Source organism: Peribacillus asahii (assembly GCF_004006295.1).
Taxonomy (GTDB): Bacteria; Bacillota; Bacilli; order Bacillales; family DSM-1321; genus Peribacillus; species Peribacillus asahii_A.
This window is the reverse complement of sequence record NZ_CP026095.1, coordinates 1,523,679-1,536,833: the sequence shown is the minus strand read 5'-3', so window position 1 is coordinate 1,536,833 and position 13,155 is coordinate 1,523,679. Positions and strand designations below refer to the sequence as shown.

General features: G+C 40.4%; 12 protein-coding genes. All 12 read right to left on the bottom strand.

Going from position 1 to position 13,155, the window contains the following annotated elements; translation table 11 throughout:
* Window positions 1-94: 94 nt before the first annotated feature.
* Window positions 95-175: a stage V sporulation protein SpoVM gene (spoVM, locus tag BAOM_RS07545; RefSeq protein ID WP_119116607.1), complete on the bottom strand. Its 81-nt coding sequence runs from the start codon at window positions 173-175 to the stop codon at window positions 95-97.
* Between the two features lie 115 nt (window positions 176-290).
* On the bottom strand, window positions 291-944 hold the full coding sequence (locus tag BAOM_RS07540; protein ID WP_127759749.1) for a thiamine diphosphokinase: 654 nt from the start codon (window positions 942-944) through the stop codon (window positions 291-293).
* Window positions 945-1,009: 65 nt separating this feature from the next.
* The gene (gene rpe, locus BAOM_RS07535; protein ID WP_127759748.1) at window positions 1,010-1,660 is read right to left on the bottom strand and encodes a ribulose-phosphate 3-epimerase; all 651 of its coding nucleotides are present in this window, start codon (window positions 1,658-1,660) and stop codon (window positions 1,010-1,012) included.
* Window positions 1,661-1,663: 3 nt separating this feature from the next.
* The gene (gene rsgA / locus BAOM_RS07530; protein WP_127759747.1) at window positions 1,664-2,545 is read right to left on the bottom strand and encodes a ribosome small subunit-dependent GTPase A; all 882 of its coding nucleotides are present in this window, start codon (window positions 2,543-2,545) and stop codon (window positions 1,664-1,666) included.
* A 26-nt stretch (window positions 2,546-2,571) separates the two neighbouring features.
* Entirely contained in the window at window positions 2,572-4,578 is a 2,007-nt protein-coding gene (gene pknB, locus BAOM_RS07525; RefSeq protein WP_127759746.1) for a Stk1 family PASTA domain-containing Ser/Thr kinase, read from the bottom strand.
* A 5-nt stretch (window positions 4,579-4,583) separates the two neighbouring features.
* Window positions 4,584-5,333 (bottom strand): Stp1/IreP family PP2C-type Ser/Thr phosphatase, encoded by a 750-nt coding sequence (locus BAOM_RS07520; RefSeq protein WP_127759745.1) that lies wholly within the window; start codon window positions 5,331-5,333, stop codon window positions 4,584-4,586.
* 6 nt (window positions 5,334-5,339) lie between these two features.
* Window positions 5,340-6,434 (bottom strand): dual-specificity RNA methyltransferase RlmN, encoded by a 1,095-nt coding sequence (gene rlmN / locus BAOM_RS07515; protein WP_127759744.1) that lies wholly within the window; start codon window positions 6,432-6,434, stop codon window positions 5,340-5,342.
* Entirely contained in the window at window positions 6,431-7,783 is a 1,353-nt protein-coding gene (rsmB, locus tag BAOM_RS07510; RefSeq protein ID WP_127759743.1) for a 16S rRNA (cytosine(967)-C(5))-methyltransferase RsmB, read from the bottom strand. The genes rlmN and rsmB overlap by 4 nt, the downstream gene beginning before the upstream one ends.
* Window positions 7,783-8,730: a methionyl-tRNA formyltransferase gene (gene fmt, locus BAOM_RS07505; RefSeq protein ID WP_127759742.1), complete on the bottom strand. Its 948-nt coding sequence runs from the start codon at window positions 8,728-8,730 to the stop codon at window positions 7,783-7,785. The genes rsmB and fmt overlap by 1 nt, the downstream gene beginning before the upstream one ends.
* Complete coding sequence (gene def, locus BAOM_RS07500) at window positions 8,727-9,212, bottom strand: peptide deformylase (protein WP_127759741.1); 486 nt, start codon at window positions 9,210-9,212, stop codon at window positions 8,727-8,729. The genes fmt and def overlap by 4 nt, the downstream gene beginning before the upstream one ends.
* Window positions 9,213-9,486: 274 nt before the next feature.
* Window positions 9,487-11,898 (bottom strand): primosomal protein N', encoded by a 2,412-nt coding sequence (priA, locus tag BAOM_RS07495; protein WP_127759740.1) that lies wholly within the window; start codon window positions 11,896-11,898, stop codon window positions 9,487-9,489.
* An 8-nt stretch (window positions 11,899-11,906) separates the two neighbouring features.
* On the bottom strand, window positions 11,907-13,115 hold the full coding sequence (coaBC, locus tag BAOM_RS07490) for a bifunctional phosphopantothenoylcysteine decarboxylase/phosphopantothenate--cysteine ligase CoaBC (protein WP_127759739.1): 1,209 nt from the start codon (window positions 13,113-13,115) through the stop codon (window positions 11,907-11,909).
* Window positions 13,116-13,155: the final 40 nt, after the last annotated feature.

The following is a 13,155-nucleotide window of genomic DNA, read 5'->3' as shown; positions in this document are numbered from 1 at the left end:
GTGCCTTTTTATTTTGAAAAGCGAAACCGGCTTGATCAGCTCGTTATATAAAAAACAACACCCAATTGACTGGGTGTTATCATTTATTTGTTGTTTATCCTTTTTTAAGTGCTCCAAGCATCGCCTTCACTAAACCACCAAGGACCTTAGGCAATTTAATCGTATAAAATTTCATCATGCCCCTCCTCTTATATCTCCACACCTATTTCGTGGAATGTTCTATCACGAGATAAGCTTTTTAACAGATTATGCACAGAAGGTGAATTCTGAATCTGTCTTCAGCATAAATTTTAATCATTGCTTCTTACCATCATTATTATGCCTTTTTCAAATGAAACATTCCCATATTCAGAAATTAGTTCATTGCTAATACAAAGCGTGGACCCTCTCGTTAATCGTGCTTGATGTAGCGGATATTTAAATCCTGTTAGCGTAATACCTGTTACTTCCTTCGTCACAGACAAAAGAGAAAAATATTTCTTCTTTGAATCGTATTGAATATCGTATGTCCCAGGCTTTTTTATAGTAACACTGTTTTTCTCATCAATGATGTATATGTCCGTTTCATCTAAACATTGTAAAACAGTCTCTTGTTGAAGCAGTTGAATATTTCCAAGAAAATGGTCAATTCGCCCTCCCGTCGCCCCAAAAATATAAATATTCTTTGGTTTTTGACGAATGGCCCAGTTAAGCGCAAGCTCAAGATCCGTTTCATCTTTCTCCGAAGGAAACAGCGATACTTCTAGCAATTGAGCTTGCATCATTTGAAGCTCGTCTTTCGTCACCGAATCAAAATCTCCTACTGAAAGATGAGGAGTGATCCCCCGCTCTAATAACGCCAATACTCCGCGATCAACGCCGACCCACAGATTCGCTGTTTGTTTATACATCTGTAAGTTGGGCCAATACTGACTTGGCCCTCCAGCCATAATACAAATATTCATATAACTCCTCCATACCTCTACAGAAAAAAGCCGCTCAAGTATTGAGTCGGCTTCCTTCCATACAATTAATTATTACCGCGAATTTTTCTGATTGCCTCAGCTCGGTCTTCTTGGTTATAAATAGCAGAGCCTGCCACTAATACATTAGCACCTTGTTCTATGCATAGTTTGGCCGTTTCTTCATTTACACCACCATCAATTTCAATCTCCAAATCTGGATTGAATTGATCAGCTAATGCCTTTACTTCAGCGATTTTTGGTAACACAGAATGAATGAACTTCTGTCCCCCAAAGCCTGGATTTACTGTCATTAACAGCACCATGTCTACATCTTCAATAATATGTTGAATCTGAACAACAGGTGTCGCCGGGTTCAACACAACGCCTGCTTTCACACCGAAAGACTTAATTAATTGAATTGTACGATGTAAATGCGGGCATGCTTCGACGTGAACAGTAATATAATCTGCACCTGCTTTCGCAAATGCTTCAATATACTGATCAGGATTTTCAATCATTAAATGCACATCAAGCGGAAGCTTCGTAACTGGTCGAATTGCCTCTACAATCAACGGACCAATTGTAATATTAGGAACAAAATGTCCGTCCATAACATCGACATGAATATAATCCGCACCACCGCGTTCTACGTCTAAAACCTCTTCTCCTAATTTTGCAAAATTAGCTGACAATATAGATGGAGCAATTTTAACCATCGTTCAATACCTCGGCTTTCTCTCTCTAATTTCTTCTAAAAATTGTTTATAATGTTCATAACGGTAAACAGGAACTTCTCCTGCTTCGACCGCTGCTTTCACAGCACAGCGAGGCTCCTTATCATGCAAGCAACCTCGGAATTTGCAATTCTCACTTAACTCATAAAACTCAGGAAAACAATACGTAAGCCGTTCAGCTTCCATTTCGATAAAATCGAGCGAACTAAACCCTGGTGTATCCGCAACAAGACCCGAGCCAATATGAATAAGCTCAACATGTCTAGTTGTATGTTTGCCGCGACCTAAGTGAGATGAAATGTCATTCGTCTTTAAATCTAGTTTAGGGTTAATCGCATTTAATATTGAGGATTTACCGACACCCGATTGCCCGGCAAACACACTCGTTTTTCCATCCACAAATGGAAGGAGATCCTCGATTCCTACTTCAGTGACAGAAGACGTAATCATCACAGGATACCCTAATTTTTTATAATTGCTTACGTACTCATCCAACTGAGCTCGCTTCTCTTGAGGAACTAAGTCAATTTTACTCACAACAATAATCGGATCAATTTCATTATCCTCAATCAATACAAGGAAGCGATCTAACAGCGCTGGACTAAAATCTGGTTCCACTGCCGAAAAAACGAGAATCGCTTGATCCACATTCGCAATCGGCGGGCGAACCAATTCGTTTTTTCGCGGTTTTACTTCTAACACGTAGCCATCTGTTTTATTTTCGGCTTGATAGACGACATAATCGCCGACAAGGGGCGTGACTTTATTTTTGCGAAATACGCCTCTGCCGCGACATTGAATCACTTCTTCACCATCTAATACATAATAAAACCCGCTAAGTGCTTTAATAATTTTTCCTTCGGGCATAGCTCCACTCCTTCTGCTAAACTTTCTTAATCGGAATACTGTACCTCTTCATCTATAATTACTTGATCATCCCGCATAACTTTATACCTAGCAGGTTTATCGATTGAAACCGTTAAATCAATTGTTCGTTTCTTATTCTCTGTCATATAAAACGAGTCGAATGGTTCATTCATTGTTCGTGTTAAATCTTCAACATAAATTTGAACATACTGGGCCTTCCCCATAACATCAGGCTTATATTCAATCGTAATTTCTTTTGTAACTGTTTTTGGCGGTACTTCTTCTTTTCCTTTTGATAATACAACTTTGACTGTGCTTCCTTTATCAATCGAAGAATGAGCAGCAGGGGACTGCGAAATAACTTGTCCTTCCGGCACAGACTGATGATATTCTTCCTTCTCCACTTCTATTATCAAACCGCTATCTTGCGCATAGTCTTTTAGACCTGCCTCACTATAGCCTGTTAAATCTTTCAGTAAAATTTGTTCGCTTCCTTTACTAACAGTAAATTCAATAACTGTATCCTCAGGTAAAACTTCCGTATTGGCCACTGGATTTTGTGAAATAATCGTTCCAGAAGCAATATCAGCATGGTACTCCTCTGTCACGACGATATCTTTAAATTCCATTTTTTCTAATTGTTTTTCTATGTCTTCTATGTTTTCCCCTTCATAATTAGAAAGAACGATCGTTTCTTGACCGATACTTTGATAAATGTCAATTTTCGCGCCTTCTTTTACTTTCTTACCTTCCTTTGGATTCGTTTTAATAACATGATCTTCAGGAATTTCTGCATCTTCTAACTCAATAATTTTGCCTGGTACTAAACCTATATGCTGCAATTCCGTAATCGCATCCTCTAACTCTTTTCCTTGCAAGTCGGGAATCGCTACTTCCTTTGTTCCTAGCAAAGATGGGAACACTACAATAATCAAGATTGTCAAAAATAATAGCGTTAAAAAAGATGCCACTAAAATAACCGGCCCCTTTTTCCGCTTTATTTTTTCTTGTTCAGGCTGTTTAGCAGGCTTATTGTGGTTTGCTTTATCGCTGGCAATGGTCGGTTCATCAGGGTCAGAAACAGGCTTATTTTTCTCTGGTCCTCTAACAATTGTCTCATCGATGCTGTCTAGATAATCATTCGTAATAATCGGAATCGCCTTTGTAGCCTCTTCATCTTGCGGGATGAAAAAGGGAGCTTCATTCTCCCTGCCCGGATCAAGCGCTGTACGAATATCCTCCCCCATCGCTTCAACACTTTCATAACGATAATAGCTGTCTTTCGCTGTTGCCTTTAAAATAATATTTTCTACACTTTGCGGAATGTCGGCATTCCATCGCTTCGGTGACGGCGTTTCAGACTGTAAATGTTTCAGCGCGATAGAGACAGCGGATTCTCCTGAGAATGGCAATCTTCCTGTCAACAACTCAAACATCACAATGCCAAGCGAATAAATGTCCGATTTCTTATTGGCCATCCCCCCTCGTGCTTGTTCAGGGGATAAGTAATGAACAGAACCGAGCACCGCATTTGTTTGCGTAATATTTGTAGCACTTAATGCCATCGCAATGCCGAAATCCGTGATTTTAACAGTCCCTTCATGGTCAATGAGAATGTTTTGCGGTTTAATATCACGATGAATAATTCCGTTATGATGCGCGTGAGATATGGCAGCTGTAATTTGCTTCATAATATCTAAAGCTGTTTCAATAGGAATAGGAGAATTTTTTTGTATGTATTGTTTCAATGTCATTCCTTCGACATATTCCATTACGATATAATAGATATCGCCTTCTTCACCGACATCATAGATGCTGACAATATTAGAATGAGCAAGACTCGTTGCCGATTGTGCTTCACGATTAAAGCGCTTAATGAACTCTTCATCATTATTAAAATCCATGCGCAAGATTTTCAGCGCCACATCGCGATCTAAAATCATGTCCCGAGCCAAATACACATTTGCCATGCCGCCGCCGCCAACCATTTTTAGCAGCTTATAGCGGTCATTAATTCTTTTACCAACCAGCATCAGACTCACCTCACTACACTTTCATCATAAAATTGAACGAGTACGAGGGTAATATTATCTTCGCCGCCATACTGATTTGCTAAATCAATAAAGGCCGTTGCTTTTTCTTCTAGTGAATGTTCATTTTTCACAATATTGCACATTTCTTGTTCACTTACTTTATTAGACAAACCATCTGAACAAAGCAGAAGAATATCTTCTTCTTCAAACATGACCGTTACAATATCCATTTCTACTTTCAATTCCGTACCTAATGCCCGCAATAAAACATTTTTCCGTGGGTGGTGTTCGGCATCTTCCTTCGTAATTTGACCAGTACGAACGAGTTCATTGACGAGAGAATGATCTTCTGTTACTTGTTTAAACCCGCTTTCATTATGCAAATAACAGCGACTATCACCGATATTGGCAACCGATGCAAATTTGTCTGTACAGATAGCTGCAACAATAGTTGTTCCCATTCCTTGGCATTCGTTATTCTCCGCAGCATGTTGAAAAAGAACTTCATTTACCTTCGTAATATTTTCTCTCAGCCACTCTTCCGCTTCATTCGCTGTCTCGATAGCTCCTGCTTCATCCCAGCTTTTCTTTAACAAATCAACGGTCATCGTGCTTGCCACATCCCCAGCACGATGACCGCCCATGCCATCGGCTACGATGGCAAGGCGAATCCCTGTGGAATTGATAAAAACTCCACCATTATCTTCATTGTGTTGACGTACTTTACCGCGATCTGTTCTATAAATTGTCCGCATATCGAGTCACCTCGTCTCTTCTTTTCGCTCCTTGGCCCGAAGCTGACCACAAGCCGCATCAATGTCATGACCTTGCTCTCTTCGAATTGTTACATTAATACCACGTTTCTTCAACGTCTTTTCAAATGCAAAAATTTGTTCACGAGGTGTTCTCACATAGTTGCGTTCTGGTACGTAATTAACAGGAATTAAGTTTACATGGCACTTGATTCCTTTAATAAGTGCAGCGAGTTCTTCTGCATGCTCCACTGTATCGTTTTCTCCACCGAATAAACCGTATTCAAAGCTAACACGGCGCCCAGTCTTTTCTGTATAATACTTAATAGCCTCAATTAAGTCAGGCAGTTTATACGCACGGTTGATCGGCATTAATTTACTGCGAAGTTCCGTATTTGGCGCATGAAGCGAAACAGCAAAATTAATTTGTAGAGGTTCTTCAGCAAATTGATAAATTTTTGGGATAATGCCGCTTGTTGAAACCGTAATATGACGTGCTCCAATATTCAAGCCTTTTTCATGATTAATGTTTCGTAAAAAGGACATCATGTTGTCATAATTATCAAATGGTTCCCCGATTCCCATAATGACAAGGGAACTCACCCGCTCGTCAACTTCATCCAATGCTTGCTGTACTTTTACAACTTGAGCGACAATTTCTCCCGCCTCTAAGTTACGCTTTAACCCACCAAGTGTAGAAGCGCAAAACGTACAACCGATTCGGCATCCCACTTGTGTTGTAACACAAATAGAATTTCCGTAATCATGGCGCATTAGTACCGTTTCAATCGAATAGCCATCATGAAGCTCAAATAAAAACTTCATCGTCCCATCACTAGATGTTTGTTGAATTAATGTATTCAGCGTTGTAAATGTAAACTGTTCTTCTAATTTATCACGCAGCTGTTTTGATAGGTTTGTCATTTCAGCAAACCCTTTTACACGCTTTTTGTATAACCAATCATAAATTTGTTCACCACGAAAAGCTTTATCACCGTTCTCAACAGCCCATTCTTTCAGCTGCTGAATTTCTAACGAATAAATCGATGGCTTTTCTGGCTTCGTATCTTCTTTCACTCTTGTTGACTTTGTAATCTCTGTCATGCTTGTACCTTCTTTCTAAAGCTTGCAATAAAAAATCCATCGCTTTCAAAATATTGAGGGAATACTTGAAGTCTATGCCCCTCCACATAAGGCACAATCGCCTCAGGCATTCTTTCTTTTAAACTTAGATCGCTTTCAAATTCCGGATGACTCTCCAAAAAGGCAGCTGCCACTCGATCATTCTCCTCGCGATCGACCGTACATGTACTATAAATCAAGCGCCCACCTTGCTTCACTAAAGGTGCCGCTGCGTCTAACAACTTTTGTTGAATAGAAGAGAGCTTTATTATATCATCTTTTGTTTTCGTATACTTCACATCCGGTTTACGGCGCATGACGCCCAGGCCCGAACATGGTGCATCGACAAGAATACGATCAAATCCTTCTTTGTTAAATAAGTCTTGAACATGCCGGCTATCTGCAGCTTGTGTTTTAACATTTCGAAGCCCTAAACGCTCTGCTTGATCTTTAATCAGCTTTACTTTATGCTCATGCAAATCTAAAGCATACACTTGTCCAGTCGTTAACCCTTCGGCAATATGTGTTGTTTTTCCTCCAGGTGCTGCACAGCAATCGAGAACCGCATCATTTCCACTTGCTCCTAAAGCATGAGCAACGAGCATCGAGCTTTCATCTTGAATGGATAAGTATCCTAATTTATAGCTTTCAGAATGAGCTAAGTTCCCGCGATAACAAATAATCGCTTCGGGCAAAATATCGCTCGCTTCAACATCGTAGCCTTCTTCAATTAAAATACTCACAAGCTCACTGCGGGAAATTTTCTTTACATTCACCCGTACCGTTTGCAAAGGCGCTGTTAAATTGATTTCACACATATCCTCGGTTTTTTCAAAGCCAAATTGCTCAATCCAACGCTTCACAAGCCAGATGGGGTGACTCGTCCTAATCGCTAAACGCTCGCTTTCATCTTCAATTTCCTCAAAAGAAGCAACGCCATTTCGTTGAATATTGCGAAGTACACCATTGACCATCGATGTTGTTCCTTTATGGCCGCGTTTTTTTGCAATTTCTACTGCCTCGAACAAAATCGCATGATCCGGCACTTTATCTAAGTAAACCATTTGATAAACAGACATGCGGAGTAAATTGATTACCCAAGACTGTGTTTTTTTCGGGTTTTTAATATACGGTTTAAGAAAATAATCTAACGTCATCTTTCGTTGAATCGTTCCGTAACTAATTTCCGTTAACAACCCGCTATCTGCACTGGAAAGCTGGTATTTATTAATCACATTATTTAACATCAAGTTGCTATACGCTTGATTTTTCTCTACTGACTCGAGAATATCAAGGGCAATGTCTCGCACACCCTTTTTCGTTTGCTTCATTATTCTTCTCCTACCTTCATACCTGCTTTAATAAATGCCCCAGCACCGCGTAAATAATCTTTTGCCAGCATTTTTTTCTTACCTGAAGGCTGAAGCTCGGTAATGAGAATAGCGGTTTCGTTACCTGTTGCAACAACAACCCCTTCTTCACAAACATCGATGATGGTTCCCGGAGCGGATTCTTTCATGCCTGGAAGCTTTTTTGCTTGCCATACTTTTAAGACGTTGCCTTCCAATAGTGTATACGCTACAGGCCACGGATTTAAGCCGCGCACATGGTTATAAATTTCTTGTCCTGTTCTTGTCCAATCAATTCTTTCATCGGACCGTTTAATATTCGAAGCAAAAGTTGCTTTCGCTTCATCTTGCTTAATGGGAGTAAGTTCTCCGTTTATTAGTTTTGGCAAAGTTTCCGCTAATAAATCTGACCCCACTTGACTTAGCTTATCATGAAGTGTTCCAACATTATCTTCTTCTTCAATGACAACCTCTGCCTGTGTTAAAATATCTCCCGCATCCAGCTTTTCAGCCATATACATAATCGTAATACCTGTTTTTTCTTTTCCTTGCAAAATTGAATAATGAATCGGTGCCCCGCCGCGCAGCTCTGGTAAAAGGGAAGCATGGACATTAATACAGCCAAACTTTGGCGCTTCCAGCAGTTCATTCGGCAAAATCTGTCCAAAAGCCGCTGTCACAACTAAGTCAGGTTTTAGAGCCAAAATCTCAGCTAAATCTGCTTCATTGCGAATTTTTTCTGGTTGATATACTGGGATACCGTACTTCTCCGCCTCTACTTTTACAGGTGGAGGCGTTAATACTTTCTTCCGTCCAACCGGTCGATCTGGCTGCGTTACAACCGCTATTACTTCATAGCCTTCATCCATAATTCGCTTTAAAACAGGTACCGAAAAATCCGGCGTCCCCATAAAAATAATCTTTGTCATTGTTCCTCAAACCCTTCTAGCTCTTCTGCTGTTATATAGCGAGAAATTTTACTTGTAAATAAAACGCCGTGCAAATGATCAATTTCATGTTGAATGGCGCGCGCTAAAAAATCTTCCGCTTCAAGCTCATAATATTCTCCACGTCGATTTTGTGCCCGAATCTTTACACGATATGGACGTGTTACTTCGCCGTATACATCTGGAAAACTTAAGCACCCTTCAATCCCGGTTTGTTCTCCATCTGCTTCTAAAATTTCTGGATTGATCATTTCAATGACACCAGATTCCTCATCTATTTCCACGACAGCAATTTGTTTTTTCACACCAACTTGCGGAGCAGCGAGCCCTACTCCATCTGCTTCGACCATCGTTTCATACATATTATTTAACAGCTTAGCCAAATTTTTATCAAAACTTGTGACTTTTGCACATTTTTGTTTCAAAATTTTTTCCGGAAACATTACAATTGGTAAAATCGTCAAAAAATTAAACCTCCTATTAGAAAAGCGCAAGGCGCCTGCTTATCGGCGACAAGCATAAGACAAGCGCTGACAAAAGGCGTTCTTTGCCTTTCGAAGTGATTGGCTTATGGCCTCGAGCCGATGGCGCCTGGAGCTAGACACCAAAACATATTGAAAATTTTATACTGTCTTATTCTTTTTAGAAAAGCGCAAGGCACGCGAAGCGATATCCCCTTACTCGTTTTACAATCATTTTATTTAAAAACGCGAGCGCTACTAGCAGCTCGCGACTGGACTACATCATAATTTGTGGATTTAAATCAATCGAAATGGTCAAATGATGTTGTATAGATTCTTGTTGATAATGCTCTAAAATCGTATGTAAATGATGATGTAATTGCGGCTCCCGCTTGTATTTTATCAGACATTGATAGCGATATCTATTGTTGATTCGACTAAGCGGTGAAGCAACTGGGCCGAGAATAATAGAATGCGGACTTAACTGCATTCTTAAATAGTGTGTAATCTTTTCTGTCGTCGCCACCGTTTTCATAACATCTTCATGTGATACGGTAATAAGAACAAGATAGAAATAAGGCGGATAATGACTTTGCCTCCGGATCAACATCTCTCGTTCATAAAACGAATCATAATGTTGAAGAGCAGCCAGCTCAATACTATAATGCTCAGGTGTATATGTTTGAATCACTACTTCTCCAGGAAGATCGTGCCGTCCAGCTCGTCCGCTCACTTGCGTTAAAAGCTGAAACGTTTTCTCTGAAGAACGAAAGTCTGGTAAATGCAACATTGTATCTGCTGATAAAACTCCGACAAGCGTAATATTAGGAAAATCAAGACCTTTTGCGATCATTTGCGTACCAAGTAAAATATCAGCCTTGCCTTCTCCAAAAGCATTCAACAATCGTTCATGCGAGCCCTTCTTGCTTGTCGTATCCACATCCATACGAATAACGCGTGCTTCAGGGAGTATCTTCGCTAGTTCTTCCTCTACTTTTTGCGTTCCTGTTCCAAAAAAGCGAATATGTTCACTTTCACATTCTGAACAAACATTTGGCATGCCCTCTTCATGACCGCAATAATGACATTTCATTATATCATTAAAGCGATGATAGGTGAGAGAAATATCACAGTTTGGACAATGAATCACATAGCCGCAGCTGCGGCACATAACAAAGGATGAGTGTCCTCGTTTATTTAACATTAAAACAGTCTGTTCCCTTTTTTCAAGACGGTCTGTTAATTTCGTTAACAGCATTTCTGAAAACATCGAGCGATTTCCATTACGAAGTTCCTCGCGCATATCAATGATTTCAACAGCTGGAAGTGCACTTTCATTCATACGCCGACTCATCGTTAGTAACTTGTATACCCCTTTTTGAGCGCGGGCAAACGATTCTAATGTAGGTGTCGCACTGCCAAGAATAACCGGACAGCGATGTGATTTAGCTCGCTCAATCGCTACATCACGGGCATGATAGCGCGGTGTTTCTTCTTGTTTATAGCTTGCTTCATGTTCTTCATCGATAATAATTAAGCCAAGATGTTCAAAGGGCGCAAAGATGGCCGATCGTGCCCCAACGACAACCTTCACTTCTTTACGATGAATTTTGCGCCATTCATCATACTTCTCTCCGATTGACAAGCCGCTATGCATCACAGCGACCTGCTCACCAAATCGTTCTTTAAAGCGTTTGACCGTTTGCGGTGTTAATGAAATTTCTGGAACAAGCATAATTGCTTCCTCACCCTTTTCAATAACAGAAGCAATGGCTTGAAGATAGACCTCCGTTTTCCCGCTTCCTGTTACTCCATATAGAAGAAACACCTCATGTTCTTTGTTCCTAATATTTTCTTGAATCGGGTGCAGTGCTAAAGCTTGCTCAGTCGTTAACGACAGCGGCTCTGACCGTTCAAAGATTCGATTTTCATACGGATTACGATATACTTCCTGATTTTCTTCAGCGAGCAGCTGCTTCTTGACTAATGCTTTGACCGTCCCGTTCGATGCATGAGTTACTTCAAGCAACTCTTTTAACGAAATAGGTTCAGGGTGCGCACAGAAATATTGTAAAACCTCACGCTGCTTTTTCGCATTTCCGGTAAAAGTGAGTGCAATTTCCGAAAGCTTTTCCCCTGTATGTAATGGGCGAATCACTTTGATTGTTTTTTTATTTAATTTATTCTTCACATAATAAACAAGCTCAAGATGCCCCTGTTGTACTTCCTTTTGAAAAAGAGCCCCATGTTCTCCTTCAATGACTTCCTTCCAAGTGATGGAAGAACGATGTCCCATTGCAGCAAGAACAATAGGAGACAACTCACCCTTTTTTTCTTCGATTATATTAAGGACTTTTTCATATTTTGCTTTCATCGCTGCTGGGAGCATTGCTTGTAAAGCGGTGATTTTAAAACACATCGCTTCCCGTGTCATCCAATTGGCAAGCTGCAGCAATTCCTTATTTAAGACCGGTTCTAAATCCATTGGCTCTTTCATATTACGCAACTTATTCCACTCACTATGCTCTTTCAATCCGACCACAAATCCTTGTACCATTCTCGGGCCAAACGGGACAATTACGCGCATGCCCGGTTGAATGATGTTTGTCCATTTTTCGGGAATTCGATAATCAAATTCACGGTCGGTTTGCTTTGCGGGAACATCCACAATAACTGTTGCAATGTTCATACTTTCCATCAATCCTTTTGTAACATCGAAGCTGCTTCGGTTAAAATTCGTTTTGCTGTCTCTGTTTTTGTCAGCATTGGCAAGTTGATAGCACTGCCATCTCGTTTAAACATCGTTACAATATTCGTATCTGTTCCGAAGCCAGCTCCTGCTGTCGTTACATTATTGGCTACAATCATATCTGCATTCTTTTTCTCAAGCTTTCCACGTGCATATTCTTCTACTGCGTTCGTTTCAGCAGCAAACCCAATAATAAGTTGATGAGTTTTCTTCATTCCCAACTCTTGAAGAATATCTTTTGTTCGTTCTAACTCAATTACATTGTCTCCCGGTTGTTTTTTCATTTTATGTGTATGATAAACTTTTGGCTTATAATCCGCTACAGCAGCTGTACCAATAACAATATCCGCATCGTCATAAAATGGCCAGACCGCATCATACATCTCTGCTGCTGATTCAACTTGTACAACATGAGCTTTAGCAGGTGGTGTTAAATGGACTGGGCCTGAAATAAGCGTCACTTCCGCACCTAGTTTAATTGCTTCTTCTGCTAAAGCATACCCCATTTTCCCACTCGAATGATTCGTTAAAAAGCGAACGGGATCAATCGCTTCCCGCGTTGGTCCTGCCGTAATTAAACATTTCTTCCCACGAAGCGGTAATGGTTGATTCTTCTCATCAAAAAAACGCTGCAAATGCTGAACAATCGTCTCAGGTTCTTCAAGGCGCCCTTTACCAACATAACCACACGCTAAATAGCCTTCTCCTGGTTCAATAAACTGATAGCCGAAAGATCGTAATGTGTCCATATTTTTTTGGACAGCAGGATGGGCATACATATGTACATTCATCGCTGGAGCAACCCAAACTGGTGCTTCAGTAGCTAAAAGTGTTGTCGTAATCATATCATCAGCAATACCGTTAGCAAGCTTCCCAATCACATTTGCTGTCGCTGGAGCAAGGAGAATAAGATCCGGCCAGTCTGCTAAATCAATATGAGCAATAACAGCTGAATCCTTCTCATCAAACGTATCGGTATAGACATCATGTCGTGATAGCGCTTGAAATGTAAGCGGAGTCACAAATTGACGAGCTGAATCACTCATGATTACCTTCACCGAAGCTCCCGCTTGTGTCAATTTACTTGTTAAAGCCGCTGCCTTATATACAGCAATCCCACCTGTTACACAAAGAAGAATCTTTTTATCGATAAGCATAGAATTTCCCCCTAGCTTGAACATTGTTTATTTTATTATA

What these genes read in the sequence shown, in the direction of transcription:
- spoVM (WP_119116607.1), bottom strand. Translation starts at nt 175, where the DNA reads ATGAAATTTTATACGATTAAATTGCCTAAGGTCCTTGGTGGTTTAGTG.
- BAOM_RS07540 (WP_127759749.1), bottom strand. Translation starts at nt 944, where the DNA reads ATGAATATTTGTATTATGGCTGGAGGGCCAAGTCAGTATTGGCCCAAC.
- rpe (WP_127759748.1), bottom strand. Translation starts at nt 1,660, where the DNA reads ATGGTTAAAATTGCTCCATCTATATTGTCAGCTAATTTTGCAAAATTA.
- rsgA (WP_127759747.1), bottom strand. Translation starts at nt 2,545, where the DNA reads ATGCCCGAAGGAAAAATTATTAAAGCACTTAGCGGGTTTTATTATGTA.
- pknB (WP_127759746.1), bottom strand. Translation starts at nt 4,578, where the DNA reads ATGCTGGTTGGTAAAAGAATTAATGACCGCTATAAGCTGCTAAAAATG.
- BAOM_RS07520 (WP_127759745.1), bottom strand. Translation starts at nt 5,333, where the DNA reads ATGCGGACAATTTATAGAACAGATCGCGGTAAAGTACGTCAACACAAT.
- rlmN (WP_127759744.1), bottom strand. Translation starts at nt 6,434, where the DNA reads ATGACAGAGATTACAAAGTCAACAAGAGTGAAAGAAGATACGAAGCCA.
- rsmB (WP_127759743.1), bottom strand. Translation starts at nt 7,783, where the DNA reads ATGAAGCAAACGAAAAAGGGTGTGCGAGACATTGCCCTTGATATTCTC.
- fmt (WP_127759742.1), bottom strand. Translation starts at nt 8,730, where the DNA reads ATGACAAAGATTATTTTTATGGGGACGCCGGATTTTTCGGTACCTGTT.
- priA (WP_127759740.1), bottom strand. Translation starts at nt 11,898, where the DNA reads ATGAACATTGCAACAGTTATTGTGGATGTTCCCGCAAAGCAAACCGAC.
- coaBC (WP_127759739.1), bottom strand. Translation starts at nt 13,115, where the DNA reads ATGCTTATCGATAAAAAGATTCTTCTTTGTGTAACAGGTGGGATTGCT.